The 17046-nt window shown below is 70.7% G+C and carries 17 protein-coding genes and 1 tRNA gene; 15 read left to right on the top strand and 3 right to left on the bottom strand.

Annotation, left to right across the window (positions count from 1 at the left end):
- Nucleotides 1-142: 142 nt before the first annotated feature.
- From E3N83_RS08040 to E3N83_RS08000, 9 genes are all read left to right on the top strand, one after another.
- Complete coding sequence (locus tag E3N83_RS08040) at nucleotides 143-946, top strand: electron transfer flavoprotein subunit beta/FixA family protein (RefSeq protein WP_151082788.1); 804 nt, start codon at nucleotides 143-145, stop codon at nucleotides 944-946.
- A gap of 21 nt (nucleotides 947-967) precedes the next feature.
- Nucleotides 968-1933, top strand: coding sequence for an electron transfer flavoprotein subunit alpha/FixB family protein (locus E3N83_RS08035; protein WP_151082787.1), 966 nt, complete (start codon nucleotides 968-970; stop codon nucleotides 1931-1933).
- Nucleotides 1934-2221: 288 nt separating this feature from the next.
- On the top strand, nucleotides 2222-3391 hold the full coding sequence (locus E3N83_RS08030; protein ID WP_151082786.1) for an NAD-dependent epimerase/dehydratase family protein: 1170 nt from the start codon (nucleotides 2222-2224) through the stop codon (nucleotides 3389-3391).
- Between the two features lies 1 nt (nucleotide 3392).
- Entirely contained in the window at nucleotides 3393-4094 is a 702-nt protein-coding gene (locus E3N83_RS08025) for a phosphoadenylyl-sulfate reductase (protein WP_151082785.1), read from the top strand.
- Between the two features lie 41 nt (nucleotides 4095-4135).
- On the top strand, nucleotides 4136-5392 hold the full coding sequence (locus tag E3N83_RS08020) for a glutamate-5-semialdehyde dehydrogenase (RefSeq protein WP_151082784.1): 1257 nt from the start codon (nucleotides 4136-4138) through the stop codon (nucleotides 5390-5392).
- Nucleotides 5393-5547: 155 nt separating this feature from the next.
- Nucleotides 5548-6219, top strand: a complete 672-nt coding sequence (nadD, locus tag E3N83_RS08015; RefSeq protein WP_420371839.1) for a nicotinate-nucleotide adenylyltransferase — start codon at nucleotides 5548-5550, stop codon at nucleotides 6217-6219.
- Entirely contained in the window at nucleotides 6216-6599 is a 384-nt protein-coding gene (rsfS, locus tag E3N83_RS08010) for a ribosome silencing factor (protein WP_151082783.1), read from the top strand. The genes nadD and rsfS overlap by 4 nt, the downstream gene beginning before the upstream one ends.
- Entirely contained in the window at nucleotides 6592-7257 is a 666-nt protein-coding gene (locus E3N83_RS08005; RefSeq protein ID WP_151082782.1) for a histidine phosphatase family protein, read from the top strand. The genes rsfS and E3N83_RS08005 overlap by 8 nt, the downstream gene beginning before the upstream one ends.
- Nucleotides 7258-7296: 39 nt before the next feature.
- Nucleotides 7297-7372, top strand: a tRNA-Ala gene (locus tag E3N83_RS08000).
- A 67-nt stretch (nucleotides 7373-7439) separates the two neighbouring features.
- Here E3N83_RS08000 and E3N83_RS07995 read toward each other — a convergent pair.
- Complete coding sequence (locus tag E3N83_RS07995) at nucleotides 7440-8291, bottom strand: hypothetical protein (protein ID WP_151082781.1); 852 nt, start codon at nucleotides 8289-8291, stop codon at nucleotides 7440-7442.
- A 498-nt stretch (nucleotides 8292-8789) separates the two neighbouring features.
- Here E3N83_RS07995 and E3N83_RS19500 point away from each other — a divergent pair, with 498 nt between their 5' ends.
- Genes E3N83_RS19500 through E3N83_RS07985 form a run of 3 tightly spaced genes read left to right on the top strand, consistent with a single transcriptional unit; the run spans nucleotide 8790 to nucleotide 10678 of the window.
- Nucleotides 8790-8942 (top strand): hypothetical protein, encoded by a 153-nt coding sequence (locus E3N83_RS19500; protein WP_191908010.1) that lies wholly within the window; start codon nucleotides 8790-8792, stop codon nucleotides 8940-8942.
- 39 nt (nucleotides 8943-8981) lie between these two features.
- A complete protein-coding gene (locus E3N83_RS07990) occupies nucleotides 8982-9812 on the top strand; it encodes an NAD(P)H-binding protein (RefSeq protein WP_337692373.1) in 831 nt (276 codons plus the stop codon).
- Between the two features lie 20 nt (nucleotides 9813-9832).
- The gene (locus E3N83_RS07985; protein WP_151082779.1) at nucleotides 9833-10678 is read left to right on the top strand and encodes a nucleotidyltransferase domain-containing protein; all 846 of its coding nucleotides are present in this window, start codon (nucleotides 9833-9835) and stop codon (nucleotides 10676-10678) included.
- Here E3N83_RS07985 and E3N83_RS07980 read toward each other — a convergent pair.
- Nucleotides 10671-11432: an SDR family NAD(P)-dependent oxidoreductase gene (locus E3N83_RS07980; protein ID WP_151082778.1), complete on the bottom strand. Its 762-nt coding sequence runs from the start codon at nucleotides 11430-11432 to the stop codon at nucleotides 10671-10673. The two genes, E3N83_RS07985 and E3N83_RS07980, sit on opposite strands and share 8 nt — an antisense overlap.
- 80 nt (nucleotides 11433-11512) lie before the next feature.
- Here E3N83_RS07980 and E3N83_RS07975 point away from each other — a divergent pair, with 80 nt between their 5' ends.
- Nucleotides 11513-13216: a sodium:solute symporter family protein gene (locus tag E3N83_RS07975; protein WP_151082777.1), complete on the top strand. Its 1704-nt coding sequence runs from the start codon at nucleotides 11513-11515 to the stop codon at nucleotides 13214-13216.
- Nucleotides 13217-13228: 12 nt separating this feature from the next.
- Nucleotides 13229-13555 carry a hypothetical protein gene (locus E3N83_RS07970; RefSeq protein ID WP_202879351.1) on the top strand — a complete coding sequence of 109 codons (327 nt, stop codon included), beginning with the start codon at nucleotides 13229-13231 and terminating at the stop codon, nucleotides 13553-13555.
- 18 nt (nucleotides 13556-13573) lie between these two features.
- On the opposite strand, the gene E3N83_RS07965 is transcribed toward E3N83_RS07970, so the two are convergent.
- Nucleotides 13574-14347 (bottom strand): hypothetical protein, encoded by a 774-nt coding sequence (locus E3N83_RS07965; protein ID WP_151082776.1) that lies wholly within the window; start codon nucleotides 14345-14347, stop codon nucleotides 13574-13576.
- 187 nt (nucleotides 14348-14534) lie between these two features.
- Here E3N83_RS07965 and leuS point away from each other — a divergent pair, with 187 nt between their 5' ends.
- A complete protein-coding gene (leuS, locus tag E3N83_RS07960; protein WP_151082775.1) occupies nucleotides 14535-17024 on the top strand; it encodes a leucine--tRNA ligase in 2490 nt (829 codons plus the stop codon).
- Nucleotides 17025-17046: the final 22 nt, after the last annotated feature.

Raw genomic sequence — 17046 nt, 5'->3', positions numbered from 1 at the left:
CGTACCCGGCGTCGTTGGCCGGGGGTCCCGCGACCGTGACAGTGTCACTGTGAGAGATGCCACCACCCCGGAAGTTCCTCCGGCGTCGGAACCCCTTGTAGCCTCGCAGGACACCCGAGGACACAGGAGGGCCGTCGCGGCCATGAACATCGTTGTCTGCGTGAAGTACGTACCCGACGCCACCGGCGACCGGCATTTCGAGGACGACAAGACCGTCGACCGCGTGGGCGTCGACGGGCTGCTGTCCGAGCTCGACGAGTACGCCGTCGAGCAGGCCCTCCAGATCAAGGAGAAGGCCGAGAGCCCCGACGACGTCGTGGTGACGGCTCTCTGCGTCGGTCCGGAGCAGGCGGTGGACGCGGTCCGCAAGGCCCTGCAGATGGGCGTCGACCAGGGTGTCCACGTCAGCGACGAGGCCATCGCCGGGTCGGACGCGATCGCGACCTCCCTGGTGCTGGCCAAGGCCGTCGAGCGGGGCCGGGACGGCGCCGCCTACGACCTGGTCATGTGCGGGATGGCCTCGACCGACGGCGCCATGAGCGTGGTGCCCGCGATGCTGGCCGAGCGGCTGAGCCTGCCCCAGCTGACCCTGGCCTCCAAGGTCGAGACCCAGGGCGACCAGGTCCGGATGCAGCGCGACGGCGACACCGCGACCGAGGTGGTCGGTGGGACGATGCCGCTCGTGCTGTCGGTGACCGACCAGTCCGGTGAGGCGCGCTACCCGTCGTTCAAGGGGATCATGGCGGCCAAGAAGAAGCCGCTGGAGACCCTCTCCCTGACCGACCTCGGCATCGACGCCGGCGACGTGGGCCTGTCCGTGGCGTGGTCCACGGTCGAGGACACCACCGCCCGCCCACCGCGCGAGGCCGGCGAGATCGTCAAGGACGAGGACGGCGCGGGCGCCAAGGCGCTGGCCGACTTCCTCGCCGCCAAGAAGTTCATCTAACGAGAGCCGGGAGACACCGTCATGACCGAGATCCTGGTCGTCGTCGACCACGCCGAGTCCCCCGAGGGCCTGTCGGTGAAGAAGCCGACCTTCGAGATGCTCACCCTCGCTGCCCGCCTGGGCGAGCCGTCCGCGGTCTTCATCGGCCCGACCGCCCATAACGCCGAGGTCGTCGAGGCCGTCAAGAAGTACGGCGCCGCCAAGGTCTACGCGATCGACGACGCCCCGCTCAAGGGCTTCCTGGTCGCGCCCAAGGCCGAGGCGCTCCAGCAGCTGGTGGAGAAGACCTCCCCGGGTGCGGTGCTGATCGCCTCCTCCGCCGAGGGCAAGGAGATCGCGGCCCGGCTCGCGATCAAGACCGACTCCGGCCTGATCACCGACGCCGTCGACGTCGAGGAGGGGCCGGTCACGACGCAGAGTGTGTTCGCCGGCAGCTACACGGTGAAGGCGAAGGTCACCAAGGGCACCCCGATCATCACCGTCAAGCCGAACTCCGCCGCGCCCGTCGAGGCCGAGGGCGCGGGCGCGCTCGAGGAGTTCGCGGTCACCGTGTCCGACGCGGCGAAGGGCGCCCAGATCGTGGCCTCCCAGCCGCGCAAGGCAACCGGCCGTCCGGAGCTCACCGAGGCCGCGATCGTGGTCTCCGGCGGCCGTGGCACCGGCGGCAAGTTCGAGCCGGTCGAGGGCCTGGCCGACGCGCTCGGCGCCGCCGTGGGCGCCTCCCGGGCTGCGGTCGACTCCGGCTGGAAGCCGCACAGCTACCAGATCGGGCAGACCGGCAAGACCGTCTCGCCCCAGTTGTACATCGCCGCGGGCATCTCCGGCGCCATCCAGCACCGGGCCGGCATGCAGACCTCGAAGACCATCGTCGCGGTCAACAAGGACGAGGAGGCGCCGATCTTCGAGCTCGTCGACTTCGGCGTCGTCGGCGACCTGCACACGGTGCTCCCCGCGGTCACCGAGGAAGTCACCCAGCGCAAGGGTTGAGCGCCGGGCGGTTTCACCGGTTCACCGGGCAACCCTGAGGTTCTCGGGGGAAATTTCGCGCGAGAACCTCAGGTTTCGCCCGGGGACCTCCGACGCGACACCCGGTCAGGCGGTGACGAGGTCGAAGGCCTCGACGAGCCGTGGGGCGTTGGCGGGGTCCGGCTGGACCTGCGCTGTTGCGAAGGGGCCCCGGGACGCTGATCCGTGACCGGCGCGGGAGGCCCGCCGAGGCGGGGATTCGGGGGTGATCCGGCTATCCTGCCCGGCGTAACCAAGGAGAGGTCTGACATGAAGGTACTCGTGCTCGGTGGTGACGGCTTCTGCGGTTGGCCCACCTCGCTGCATCTGTCCGCGAAGGGCCACGACGTCAAGATCGTCGACAACTTCGCCCGCCGGAACGCCGATGTCGAGCTCGAGGTCTCGTCGCTGACGCCCATCTCGCCGATGGGCAGCCGGCTGGCTGCATGGAACGTGCTGACCGGTCGGGAGATCGGCTTCGAGCGGTTCGACGTCGCGGAGAACTACCACCGCCTGCTGACCCTGATCAAGGAGTGGCAGCCGGACGCGGTGGTGCACTTCGCCGAGCAGCGCGCCGCGCCGTACTCCATGAAGTCGTCGTGGCACAAGCGCTACACCGTGAGCAACAACCTCAACGCCACCAACAACCTGCTGGCGGCGCTGGTCGAGGCCGAGTGCGACGCCCACGTGGTCCACCTCGGCACGATGGGGGTCTACGGCTACGGCACGGCCGGCGTGAAGATCCCCGAGGGCTACCTCCGGATCCAGGTCCCGACCGACGACGGCACGGTGGTCGAGTCGGAGATCCTCTACCCGCCCAACCCCGGGTCGATCTACCACCTCACCAAGACCCAGGACCAGCTCTTCTTCGCCTACTACAACAAGAACGACGGCGTGCGGGTCACCGACCTGCACCAGGGCATCGTGTGGGGCACCCAGACGACGGAGACCCGGCTGGACGAGCGGCTGATCAACCGGTTCGACTACGACGGCGACTACGGCACCGTGCTCAACCGCTTCCTGATGCAGGCCGCGGTGAAGTACCCCCTGACCGTCCACGGCAGCGGTGGCCAGACGCGCGCGTTCATCCACATCCAGGACACCGTCCGCTGCATCGAGCTGGCCATCGAGAACCCGCCGGCCGCCGGCGAGCGCGTCCAGGTGTTCAACCAGATGACCGAGACGCACCGGCTGATCGACCTGGCGCAGATCGTCTCCCGGCTCACCGGCGCGGAGATCGACCACATCGAGAACCCGCGCAACGAGGCCGACTCCAACGACCTGTTCGTGGAGAACCGCCAGCTGATCGAGCTGGGCCTGGAGCCGATCCTCCTGGAGGACACGCTCATGGAGGAGGTCACCGAGATCGCCGGCAAGTACGCCGACCGCGTGGACCTGTCGAAGATCGAGGCACGGTCGTTGTGGCGCAAGAAGTCCTGACATGGGGCTCGACCACGTAAGCCGTCTCGAGCAGACGGCCCGCCGTGGTGCCGAGGAGCTCGACGGTGCGACGGCCACGGAGATCCTGGCCTGGGCCGACGAGGCCCTCGGCCAGCGGGTCGTCGTCGCGTCGAGCATGCAGGACGCTCTGGTCGTCGACCTGGCCGCCCAGGTGCGGCCCGGCTTCGACGTGGTCTTCCTCGACACCGGCTACCACTTCGCCGAGACGCTGCTGCTGCGCGACGCCGTGGCCTCGACGTACGACGTACGCCTGATCAACGTCCTGCCCGGACAGACCGTCGAGGAGCAGGACGCCCAGCACGGTGAGCGGCTGCACGAGCGCAACCCCGACCTGTGCTGCTCGCTGCGCAAGGTGACGCCGCTGAACACCATCCTGGGCCTGTACGACGGCTGGGTCACCGGGCTGCGGCGCAGCGAGACCGAGACCCGCGAGAAGGCCGGCCCGGTCGAGTGGGACGAGCGTCGCCAGATGGTGAAGATCAACCCGATCGTGGACTGGAGCGACGACGACGTGGCGTCGTACGTCGAGGAGCGCGAGGTGCTGGTCAACCTGCTGCGCTCCGACGGCTACGCCTCGATCGGCTGCGCCCCCTGCACCGCCCGCGTCGCGCCAGGGCAGGACGCCCGGGCCGGTCGCTGGTCGGGCACCGGCAAGAACGAGTGCGGCATCCACCTGGGCTGACCACCGGCTCCGGCCCGGTCCCGGCCGACTACCCTCGCCCCATGACGGAGTCGGCGGCGGAGCAGGTCGCCGCGCTCGGGCGGCGGGCCCGCGCGGCGAGCCGCGACCTGGCGCTGGCCCACCGGTCCGCCAAGGACGCGGCCCTGCACGGCATGGCCGACGCGCTCGTCAAGCGTGCCGACGACGTGCTCGAGGCCAACGCCCACGACGTACACCGTGCCGAGGAGGCCGGGACTCCCGCCAACGTCGTCGACCGGCTCCGCCTGACCCCGACCCGGGTCGAGGACATGGCCGACGGACTGCGCCAGGTCGCCGGGCTCCCGGACCCGGTCGGCGAGGTGGTGCGCGGCAGCACCCTGGCCAACGGCCTGGAGCTGCGGCAGGTGCGGGTGCCCTTCGGTGTCGTCGCGATGATCTACGAGGGTCGCCCCAACGTCACCGCGGACGCCGCGGGGATCTGCCTCAAGTCCGGCAACGCGGTGCTGCTGCGTGGCAGCGGCAGCGCTGCGGACAGCAACGCGGCGATCGTGGAGGTGCTGCGCGACGCCGTCGCCACGGCCGGGCTGCTGCCGGACGCCGTCCTGCTGGTGCCGGCCGACAGTCGCGACACCGTGACCGCGCTGATGCGGGCCCGCGGCCTGGTCGACGTGCTGATCCCGCGGGGCGGAGCCGGCCTGATCCGCTCGGTGGTCGAGGGCTCGACCGTGCCCGTCATCGAGACGGGCATCGGCAACTGCCACGTCTACGTCGACGCGGCCGCCGACCTCGAGATGGCGCTGGCGATCGTGCTCAACTCCAAGACCGACCGCACCAGCGTCTGCAACGCGGCCGAGTCGCTGCTGGTGCACGCCGACGTGGCCGATGCCTTCCTGCCGCGGGTCGTCGCGGCCCTCCGGGACGCCGGCGTGACAATCCACGGCGACGCCGCGTTCACGTCGTACGACGGGGTGGTGGCGGCCGACGACGACGACTTCAGGCGGGAGTACCTCAGCCTCGACATCTCCGCGGCGGTGGTGCCGGACCTCGACGCCGCGATCGACCACGTGCAGCGCTGGTCCAGCGGCCACACGGAGGCGATCGTGACCGCCGACCTCGTCGCCGCCCGCCGATTCGTCGCGGAGGTCGACGCCGCGGCCGTGCTGGTCAACGCCTCCACCAGGTTCACCGACGGCGGCGAGTTCGGGTTCGGCGCGGAGATCGGGATCAGCACCCAGAAGCTGCACGCACGCGGCCCGATGGGGCTGCCGGAGATGACCTCCACCAAGTACGTCGTGACCGGCAGCGGCCAGATCCGCTGAGCCGGAGCCGTCCGATAAGGTTGTGCCATGACCAGCCCGCTCATCATCAACCACTGGGTCGCCGGTGGCACCGCCCTCGGGCTCCTGCTGCTCCTGCTGCTGGGCATGCTGGTCTTCGGCGCCGGGCGCGAGCACAGCTGAGCACGGCACCCGACGTGCCCACCACGGCGCCCGGCCCCCGCCGCGTCGGGGTGATGGGTGGCACGTTCGACCCGATCCACCACGGGCACCTCGTGGCCGCCTCGGAGGTCCAGTCGTGGTTCGGCCTCGACGAGGTCGTGTTCGTGCCCACGGGCGAGCCCTGGCAGAAGTCCGAGCGCCAGGTCACCGCGGCCGAGGACCGCTACCTGATGACCGTGATCGCGACCGCGTCCAACCCGCGCTTCTCGGTCTCCCGGGTCGACGTGGACCGCGGCGGGCCGACGTACACGATCGACACCCTGCGCGACCTGCGCACGGCCTATCCCGACGCGGAGCTCTACTTCATCACCGGTGCCGACGCGCTCGCCGAGATCTTCACCTGGCGCGACGCCGAGGAGCTGTTCGCGCTGGCGCAGTTCGTGGGCTGTACCCGCCCGGGCTACACCATGGACGCCGCCACCCTCGGCCAGATCCCGGCCGACCGGGTGACCATGGTGGAGGTGCCAGCCCTGGCGATCAGCTCCACCGACTGCCGCCGTCGGACGACGCGGGGCGAGCCGGTCTGGTACCTCGTGCCGGACGGCGTCGTCCAGTACATCGCCAAGCACCATCTCTATCCGGCTCCCGACCCTGCCGCCCCGGCGGCCGAGCGCAGTCGGGACCACCTCACAGGAAGCGATCGATGACCGCCACCGAGCATGCCGTCTCCCTCGTGCACGCCGCGGCCCGCGCGGCGTCCGACAAGCTGGCCCAGCACATCCTGGCCTTCGACGTCAGCGACGAGCTGGCGATCACCGACGCCTTCCTGCTGGCCTCGGCGACCAACGACCGGCAGGTCAAGGCGATCGTCGACGAGATCGAGGACAAGCTGCGCGAGATCGGAGCGAAGCCGATCCGCCGGGAGGGTGAGCGCGACGGGCGCTGGGTGCTGATCGATTACGGCGACGTCGTGGTGCACGTCCAGCACGAGGAGGAGCGGCAGTTCTACGCCCTCGAGCGGCTGTGGCGTGACTGCCCCCTGATCTCCCTGCCGGCCGACGTGAAGGCCGGCTCGACGGGTGCCTGACCCGCGGACCCTCGTCCTGGTCCGGCACGGCGAGACCGACTGGAACGCCGAGGAGCGGGCGCAGGGCCACGCCGACGTCCCGCTGAACGCGGTCGGGCAGGCCCAGGCGGCGGTCGTGGCACCGGTCCTGGCCGAGCTCGAGCCGTCGCGACTGTGGTCCAGCGACCTGACCCGTGCCGTGCAGACCGCCGACCACGTGGCCGCTGCCACCGGGCTCTCGATCGAGACCGACCCGAGGCTGCGGGAGTACGACGTGGGCCTGCGCTCGGGGCTGACCCGGGCGGAGTTCGCGGCCAGGTTCCCGCGCGAGTACGCCGCGTGGCTGGCCAACGACTCCTCGCACCTCGTGCCGGGGGAGGAGTCCAGCGCCCAGGTGCACGCCCGGGTGGTGCCCGCCCTGCGCGAGTGCCTGGCCGCGCTGGCCTGGGGCGAGACCGGCATCGTGGTGATGCACGGCGCCTGCCTCAAGGTCGGCGTGATGGGACTGCTCGACTGGCCGTGGGAGCTCGCGGCGTCGCTGCAGGGGCCGGAGAACTGCGGCTACTGCGTGCTGTCCGAGCACGGCGACCGCGGGCGGGTCCGGCTGACGTCGTACAACGAGAAGGCGGTGGGCGCTCGTCACGGACCCGATTTCGCAACCGACGGACCGGTTGGCTAACATCTCCCGAGTTGCCGGCGCGGTTGCGGCGACGAGTGCGGGGCTGTGGCGCAGCTGGTAGCGCATCTGCATGGCATGCAGAGGGTCAGGGGTTCGAGTCCCCTCAGCTCCACCAGATCAGAAGCTCGGAGCCCCGGTGCCCGAACCCACGTGGGGTCCGGGTCCACCGGGAACGGCGAGGCTCAGGTGGCCCGCAGGACGAGGAAGTCGTCCCAGCGGAGACCCGCCAGGCTGTCCTGGCAGAGGCGTCCGTTCCACACGGGGTGCGCTGGGGTCTCCTGCTCGGCCTTGAGCATGGACTCCCGGCCGGCGTTGTCACCGATGTAGCAGCCGTAGCGCTGCAAGGTGCGCGCCACGACGAGCCCCGCGGGTGAGAGGCCACGGCTCGTCAGGTCGACCGCCGGGTCGATGGCCAGCCGTTCGCCCTCGGCGCCGAAGCCGTTCTTGCCACCCTCGCACGCCACCATCGGGTGCCGGTAGCCGTCGCTGGAGCTGGTCTCTGCGAGAAACAGGTGCAGGACGTGACCGAGGTCGGTGCCGTGGGCGATGCCGTAGTCCACCAGGTCCGACCTGATCACCATCGCCTCGGAGATCCGCCCGCGGCTGGTGAAGTTGCGCGTGTCGTTGCTGAGCGGGTCCTTGCGGTGCAGGCCGTTGCTGGAGTGGTAGGTGACCCCGGCCGACTGGACCGAGATCGTCCGCGGCGCGACGACCGAGGCCTTGGTCCCGAAGACGGTGATGCCGGACCCGAGGTCGACCACGCAGAACGGACTGTCGGTGGTGCCGGTCAGGACGGACCCGAGCCAGTCGGGCGCGTGGAAGCCGACCGTCGCCAGGCTCGAGCAGATCGACGTCACGCCCCCGGTGAGCTTCCAGAGGGGGTCGGCTGCCGTGCTCATGGCATAGGCGGTGCCCCAGCGGTTGGCACCGGTCCCGGAGATCCGTGGGTAGGCGTAGGACCGTTGGTCGGGGAAGGTGGCCATGAAGGTGCGGAACGCCGCCGTCCGCGCCGGGTCGGCGCTGAGGCCTGCCACGGGGGTGCGGAAGTAGGAGGTGGGGGTGTACGGAAGGAACGGCGACGCAGGCGCGGTGGTCGCAGCGGCGGCGGCTGCGGGTACGACCAGGGGGGCCGCTCCGGCGGCCGCTACGGCGAGGCCGCCGACCCCCAGCAGACTCCTGCGTGACAGGGGTGGGCCGGTTGGCTCGGGTGTGGCGCGATGGCCAGAGCTGGATCCTCGGGAGTCGGCTCGGTGGCGGGGCTGGTAGGTCATGCGGTCCTCCGGGGGGAGAGGCGGACGCACCTCGGCGTTGATGCTTCGCCGCCGACCCCCCAACGGTCCGATGGGAGCCATTGTGGTCTGCGGTCGCGACCACGGGGCAGGAACTGGATTTCCTTTAACCAGGAGCTGCGTCATGAGCCGTTGCCTGGCCCGTTGCGGCCAGGCGCGAGGGCCGCGCGGTGCGGCTCGCCCGACCAGCAGGGGCGGCTTCGGCGCGGACGACCGTCCGGCGCACCCCGGTACTCTGGTCCCGTGGAAGGCAACCTCGGACGCAAGTTCATCGGTGCGGTGCTCGGTCTGGGCGTGGCCGCGGGATTCGAGCTCGAGCAGGCCTGGCTGTTCCTGGGTGCCGGCGTGCTGTTCGCCGCCTGGCTCGGGTTCATGCTGCTCGGTCCGGAGGCATGACGTGACCGGCCCGCCCGGATGACCCGACCCTCGCTGGCGGTGACCGGCGCCACGGGCGCGGTCGGCGGCCTGGTCGCGCGTCTGCTCGCCGACCGGGGCATCGAGCAGCGGTTGCTGGTCCGTGACCCCGCTCGTGCGCCGGCGCTCGACGGCGCCGTCACCGCGGTCTGCGAGTACGCAGACCCGGACGCGGCCCGGGCGGCGCTGGAGGGCGTGACCACCCTGCTGATGGTCTCGGCGTCGGAGTCGGCCGACCGGCTCGACCAGCACCGGGCCTTCGTGGACGCGGCAGCGGCGGCCGGTGTCGCGCACGTCGTCTACACGTCGTTCGCGGGCGCTGCGGCCGACTGCACGTTCACCCTCGGACGCGACCACTACGCCACCGAGCAGCACCTCCGGGCGAGCGGGATGCGGCACACGTTCCTGCGCGACAACTTCTACCTCGACTTCCTGCCGCTGATGGTGGGGGAGGACGGCGTCATCCGTGGCCCGGCCGGCCGCGGCCGGGTCGCCGCGGTGGCGCGCGCCGACGTGGCCCGCGTCGCGGCAGCGGTGCTCACCGACCCCGGCTCGCACCGGGACACGACGTACACGCTGACCGGTCCCGAGGCGCTGACCCTCGCCGACGCCGCCCGGACGATCCACGAGGTGACCGGGCGCGACGTCACCTTCCACGACGAGACGGTCGAGGAGGCCTATGCGTCGCGCCGCAGATGGGACGCGCCGCCGTGGCAGTACGACGCGTGGGTGTCGACGTACACCGCGATCCGGGCCGGCGAGGTCGAGGACGTCTTCGACGACGTGCAGGCCGTGACCGGGCGCCGTCCGGTCAGCCTGCGCGAGCTGCTCGTGTCCGGCGACCCGGTCTGAGCCCGGTCGGCGAGCTCGGGATGGACGTCGACGAGGCGATCGCGCCGCTGGAGCCCGGGTACGACGCGCTGCTGGCGCGCGTCGTCGAGGTGCTGGAGGCGGACGCCCGGGTGCGCGCCCTCTGGCTGTCCGGATCCGTGGGCCGGGGGGCCGCGGACGCCGGCAGCGACCTGGACCTGGTGGTCACGGTGGTCTCCCCGGCCGGCTTCACCGACCCGACGGTGTGGGCCGTGCTCGATCCGGTGATCACGACGCCGATCCCCGGCCTGCCCGGCTGCTTCGCGTTCACGACCCGGGAGGGGCTGCGGGTCGACGTCGTCCTCGAGACGCCCGCCGACGTGGCCGGCTCGCCGTACTCCCGGCGGGTCCGCGTCTTCGACCGCGACGGGCTGGAGCCGCCCTCGCCCGACGTGGCCGGAGAAGGGCCGGACCTCGAGCGCATGCAGGCGATCGTGACCGAGTTCCACCGGCAGGCGGCGATCTTCCCGGCCGCCGTGGTGGCCCGCGAGGACTGGCTGCTCGGGCAGTCCGCCGTGCACCACTACCGGACGATGCTCTACGACCTGTTCGTGGAGGCCAACCAGCCGCTGCCGGTGATGGGGGTCAAGCAGTGGAGCAGCCGACTGAACGACGGACAGCGCGAGGTGCTGCGGGCGCTGGTGCCGCCCGCGGCCGAGCGTGAGCCGGTCACCGCGGCCATGGTGGCCGTGGCGGCGGCGATCGCCGAGCACGGGCGCGCGGCGCTGGAGGCAGCCGGCGGCGTCTGGCCCGACGACGTGTCGGAGGCCATCGGCGCCTACTGGGCGCGGCACGGGCTGGTCTGGCCGGCGGCTCCTCCCGACCTGCTCCCCGGGCGGCTCAGGTGATGGTCATCCCGCCGTCGACGGCCAGCGTCTGCCCGGTGATGTAGGCGGCGGCGTCAGAGGCGAGGAAGACGATGGTCGCGGCCAGCTCGGCGGGGTCACCCTTGCGGCCCGACGGGATGCGGAAGCCCATCAGGTCGAGGTAGCCCTCCGGGTACTGCTCGGTCATCTCCGACTCGAAGAAACCGGGCGCCACGGCGTTGACGCGGATGCCCTTGCGTCCTGTCCACTGCTGGGCGAGGTCGCGGGTCAGGCCGATCAGGCCGGCCTTGGAGGCGGAGTACGCCGCCTGGGGGAGGCCACCGGTGGTGAGCCCGAGGACCGACGAGATGTTGATGATCGAGCTGCCGGGCTGCATCACCCGGCCGCAGGCCTGCGCCATCCAGTAGCAGCCGTTGAGGTTGACGTCGATCACCGAGCGGAACTGCTCGGGCGTCTCGCGGGTTGCGGGCACGGCGGTGCCGATGCCGGCGTTGTTGACCAGCACGTCGACCCGGCCGAACTCGTCCATCGCGGCCTGGACGAGCGCCGTACACGCGTCGGGGTCGGAGACGTCGGTGGCGACCGCGATCGCCTTGCGGCCGGTCGCGCGGACCAGGTCGGCGGTCGTCGCGAGCCGCTCGGCACGGCGGGCGCCCAGGGCGACGTCGGCTCCGGCCTCGGCGAGCCCCTGGGCGAAGGCGACGCCGAGCCCGGCGGAGGCACCGGTCACGATCGCGACGCGGCCGTCGAGCCGGAACAGGTCGAGGGAGGTCATGGCCGCATCGTAGGGGCGACGCATGGATCGGCAGGGACGGGGTACTTGCCCTCTCATTCAACGACGACTCGGAGGTCCGGATGACGGTGCTGGCTTCGTCGATTCTTCGCTTGGACGCGAACTGGGTCGACTACCTGCTGATCGCGCTGTACTTCGTGTTCGTCTTGGGCATCGGGCTCTCGGCGCGCGCGTCGGTGTCCAGCAGCATCGACTTCTTCCTGTCCGGGCGCTCGTTGCCGGCCTGGGTGACCGGGCTGGCGTTCATCAGCGCCAACCTCGGTGCGGTCGAGATCATGGGCATGTCCGCGAACGGTGCGCAGTACGGCATGGCGACGTTCCACTACTACTGGATCGGTGCGATCCCGGCCATGCTGTTCCTCGGCGTGGTGATGATGCCGTTCTACTACGGCTCCAAGGTTCGCTCGGTCCCCGAGTTCATGCTCCGGCGCTTCGGCCCCGAGGCCCACCTGGTCAACTCGGTCAGCTTCGCGCTGGCCCAGATCCTGATCGCCGGGGTGAACCTCTACCTGCTGGCGACGATCGTGAACGCCCTCCTCGGCTGGAACATCTGGCTCTCGACCGTCGTCGCGGCGGTCATCGTGCTCTCCTACATCACCCTGGGCGGGCTGTCGGCCGCCATCTACAACGAGGTGCTGCAGTTCTTCGTGATCGTGGCGGCGCTGCTGCCGCTGACGCTCCTGGCGCTGAACAAGATCGGCGGTTGGGGCGGTCTCCAGGACAAGATGGCGAGTGCCGGCACCGGCGGCGACCTCAACGCCTGGCCCGGTACGACGATCACGACCTACAGCTCGTCCTTCTGGTCGGTGGTCGGCATCGTGTTCGGGCTGGGCTTCGTGCTGTCCTTCGGCTACTGGACCACCAACTTCGTCGAGGTGCAGCGGGCGATGGCGTCCAAGGACATGAACAGTGCCCGGCGCGCGCCGATCATCGGGTCCTTCCCGAAGATGTTCATCCCCTTCATCATCATCATCCCCGGCATCATCGCCGCCGCGCTGGTCACCCCGCTGGCCCAGATGAAGCACTCCGGGGCGGCCACCGGGGCCGGCGGGGTCACCTACAACGACTCCCTGCTCCTGCTGATGAAGCAGCTCCTGCCCAACGGCCTGCTCGGGGTGGCGATCGCCGGGTTGCTGGCCGCGTTCATGGCCGGGATGGCGGCCAACATCTCGGCCTTCAACACCGTGATGAGCTACGACATCTGGCAGACCTACATCCAGAAGGACAAGCCGGACGGCTTCTACACCGCGTTCGGCCGCGGGGCGACGGTCGTGGCCACCGCGCTGGCGATCGGGACGTCGTACTTCGCCAGCCAGTTCCCGAACATGATGACCTACCTCCAGACGCTGTTCGGGTTCTTCAACGCACCGCTGTTCGCCACCTTCATCCTCGGCATGTTCTGGAAGCGGATGACCGCCACCGCCGGCTGGACCGGCCTGGTGTCCGGGACGCTCGCCGCGGTGCTGGTGGCCTTCCTCTCCGAGGACGCCTTCGGCTCTGCCAGCACCGGTGCCCTCCACATCGGCGGCCAGGGCGCGAGCTTCGCCGCGGCCGGGGCGGCGTTCGTGGTCGACCTCGTGGTCAGCGTCCTCGTCACCCTCGTGACGCAACCCCGGAAGGAGTCCGAGCTGCGTGGGCTGGTCTACTCGCTGACCCCTAAGGAGGACCTCCACGACGAGCACGCCGACCACTGGTGGCTCGCTCCCACCAAGCTCGCCGGGGTCTCGCTGGTCCTGGTCGTCATCCTCAACATCGCCTTCCACTAGGAGCTGGGTCGCATGAGTCACGACAACGCGCAGTCGGAGCCGACCAGGTCGAAGGCCGGACTGTTCGACGTCCGCAACATCGTGGGCGCGCTGCTGTTCCTGTACGGCGTGATCCTGGTGATCACCTCCTTCAGCACCTCCGACGCGCAGCGGGCCAAGGCCGACGGGATCAACGCCAACCTGTGGGTCGGGCTGGTGCTGCTGGTGGTCGGGGCGCTCTTCGTGGTCTGGGCGGTCACCCGGCCGATCGTCGTGGACGAGGAGCAGCTGGAGCGCGACAAGCGCGAGGTCGACGAGATCGCGGCCCGGTCCCACGGGGTCGCGGGACCCGAGGAGTGACTGCGGTCGACGGACCGCTCAGTGCGTGACCGGCTCCGCCAGCAGCTCGTCCTGCCAGGCGAAGGCCGCGTCCGCGCGGGCCTGGAGGTCCGGGCCCGGGAGCAGAGCCTCGACCCGCTCGGCGTAGCCCGGCGGCAGGTCGGTGCGGAGGTAGCGCAGACCGAAGTCGTGCCGGGCCGGGCAGTGCCGGATCCGGAGCAGCCTGACCAGCGGGTTGACCGCGAACTGGAAGTGGAAGGTCACCGCCTCCGCGAGGTCGCCGCGGGCGATCGCCCGGTTGACCAACCAGGCCGAGGTACGCCGCCTCGCCGCGATCTGGGTGACCGCGTCGCGGCGCGCCCGCTCCATCGCCTCCTCGTCGTCCGGCCGGAGCTCGATCAGGCCGTCGGGGTCGTGGAGGACCAGCGGCTCGCCGTGCCGTCGTGGGTCGACGATCCGATGGTGGTCGGCGAGGTCCGAGACGTGCAGGTCGATGATCCGGGTCGGGACGCTCAGGTCGCCGGCGTCGGGGGTCAGCTCCAGGAACGCCTGGCGCCCGTCCGGCCAGGTCGCCTCCGGCAGCTCCCACACGCCGTACACCTCGAAGTCGCGGCGCGCGGCGTCCACCAGCCGCTGGTACGCCGCGACGGCCTCGCCCGGAGTCGCCAGCACCTCGACGTCGATGTCGGAGTGGTCGTCGTACCCGCCGGTGACGGCCGAGCCGCCGAGGAACACGACCCGGATCGCGGGGTCGGTCCGGCCCTGCTCGCGCAGCCACGCCAGCCAGTCGTCGTACCTGCTCAGATCCGTCACGCCGCCGAACCTAGGGTCACCCCGGCGCGCGAGCCAGCACGTTTCGGTTACGATGGGCCCATGCAGCACCACCAGAGCACCCTGCTTCTTCCGCAGCCGCGCTGACGTCTGACGACGTCGCGCGGCCACCCCTCCCTGCGAGGGGTTTTTTTCTGCCCGGAGGAAGACGAGAGAAGAGAGCACCACCATGACCGAGGACCAGTCCACCGAGGCCGCGACGTACGACGCCGCCGCGGTGCAGGAGAAGTGGCAGCCGGTGTGGGAGGCGCTGCAGCCGTTCCGCGCCGACGACGACGTCGTGCGCGACGGCACGCGCGAGAAGCGCTATGCCCTGACGATGTTCCCCTACCCGTCGGGCGACCTGCACATGGGGCACGCCGAGGTCTTCGCACTGCACGACGTGATCGCGCGCTACTGGTGGCAGCGTGGCTACGAGGTGCTGAACCCGATGGGCTTCGACTCGTTCGGGCTGAACGCCGAGAACGCCGCGATCCGCGACAACGCCCACCCGGCGACGTTCACCTACGCCAACATCGCGATGTCGACCGAGTCGTGCCGGAAGTTCGGGGTCAGCTTCGACTGGTCGCGCACCTTCAACACCTCCGACCCGGAGTACTACCGCTGGACCCAGTGGCTGTTCCTGAAGTTCCGCGAGCGGGGCCTGGCCTACCGCAAGAAGAGCCCGGTCAACTGGTGCCCCTTCGACCAGACCGTGCTGGCCAACGAGCAGGTGATCGACGGGCACTGCGAGCGCTGCGGCAACGAGGTGACCAAGCGCGAGCTGACCCAGTGGTACTTCAAGATCACCGAGTACGCGCAGGAGCTGCTGGACGGGCTGGACGAGCTGGCCCCGACCTGGCCGGAGCGGGTGATCAACTCGCAGCGCAACTGGATCGGGCGCTCCGAGGGTGCCCACGTCTCCTTCCCGGTCGAGGGCCACGAGCCGCTGGCGGTGTACACCACCCGACCCGACACCTTGTTCGGAGCGACGTTCATGGTGGTCGCTGCCGACGCGGCGCTGGCCGGCGAGCTGGTCAGCGACGAGCAGCGACCGGTGTACGACGCCTACCTGGCCGAGGTGCGCAAGGCCAGCGACATCGAGCGGCTGTCCACCGACCGGCCGAAGACCGGCGTGTTCCTGGGAGTCCACGCGACCAACCCGGTGACCGGTGCCTCGATCCCGGTCTACGCCGCCGACTACGTGCTGGCCGACTACGGCACGGGCGCGATCATGGCGGTGCCCGGTCAGGACCAGCGCGACTGGGACTTCGCCAAGGTGTTCGACCTGCCGGTGATCCGCACGGTGCAGCCGTCCCCCGGGTTCGACGGCGAGGCCTTCACCGGTGACGGACCGGCGGTGAACTCGACCAACGACTCGCTGTCGCTGGACGGGATGGGGGTCGCCGAGGCCAAGCGGGCGATGATCGACTGGCTGGAGGCGCAGGGCGTCGGCAAGGGCGCGGTCAACTTCCGGCTGCGCGACTGGCTGCTGTCGCGCCAGCGCTACTGGGGCGCGCCCATCCCGATCATCCACTGCCCCTCGTGCGGCGAGGTCGCCGTACCGGAGGACCAGCTGCCGGTCGAGCTGCCCGAGCTGCGTGGCGCCGACCTGACCCCGAAGGGCGTCTCGCCCCTGGCGGCGGCGACCGACTGGGTCAACGTCGACTGCCCTACGTGCGGCGGACCGGCGACCCGCGACAGCGACACCATGGACACCTTCGTCGACTCGTCGTGGTACTTCCTGCGCTACTGCTCGCCCCACGACGACACGCAGGCCTTCGACCCGGCGCTGGCCGACCTGTGGGGGCCGTGCGACATCTACATCGGCGGCGTGGAGCACGCGGTGCTGCACCTGCTGTACGCGCGCTTCTTCACCAAGGTGCTGCGCGACATGGGCCTGCTGGAGTTCGGCGAGCCGTTCTCGGCCCAGCTGAACCAGGGCATGGTGATCAACCAGGGCGCCAAGATGTCGAAGTCCAAGGGCAACGGCGTTCGATTGGGGGAGCAACTATCGGCGTACGGCGTGGACGCGGTGCGGCTGACCCTGGTCTTCGCCGGACCGCCCGAGGACGACATCGACTGGGCGGACATGTCGCCGTCGGGGTCGGTGCGGTTCCTGCAGCGCGCGTGGCGGCTGAGCGGGGACGTGACCTCCGAAGCGGGCGCCGACCCCGCCGGGGGTGACGTCGCCCTGCGCAAGGTCACCCATCGGACCCTGCACGATGCGGCGCAGCTGATCGAGGGCCACCGCTTCAACGTGATGGTCGCCCGCACCATGGAGCTGGTGAACGCCACCCGCAAGGCGATCGACTCCGGGTGCGGACCCGCCGACCCCGCGGTGCGCGAGGCCGCGGAGGCCGTGGCGATCCTGCTGTCGCTGGTCGCGCCGTACACCGCGGAGGAGATGTGGGAGCGGCTGGGCCATGAACCCACCGTCGCCCGGGCCGGCTGGCCGGTCGTCGACGAGGCCCTGCTGGTCGAGGACTCCGTCACGGCGGTCGTGCAGGTGCTGGGCAAGGTCCGGGCCCGCCTGGAGGTCCCCCCGACGATCAGTGCCGCCGACCTGGAGGCCGCCGCACTGGCCGACCCCGGTGTGGTGCGCGCAATCGACGGTGCCGCCGTACGACGGGTGATCGTGCGCGAGCCCCACCTGGTCAACATCGTCATCGAAGCGTGAGGTCGCGAGCGCCAGCGAGTGG

Source organism: Nocardioides cynanchi (assembly GCF_008761635.1).
GTDB lineage: Bacteria > Actinomycetota > Actinomycetes > Propionibacteriales > Nocardioidaceae > Nocardioides > Nocardioides cynanchi.
The sequence above is the reverse complement of the archived record's forward strand: the minus strand, read 5'-3'. Positions and strand labels throughout refer to the sequence as shown.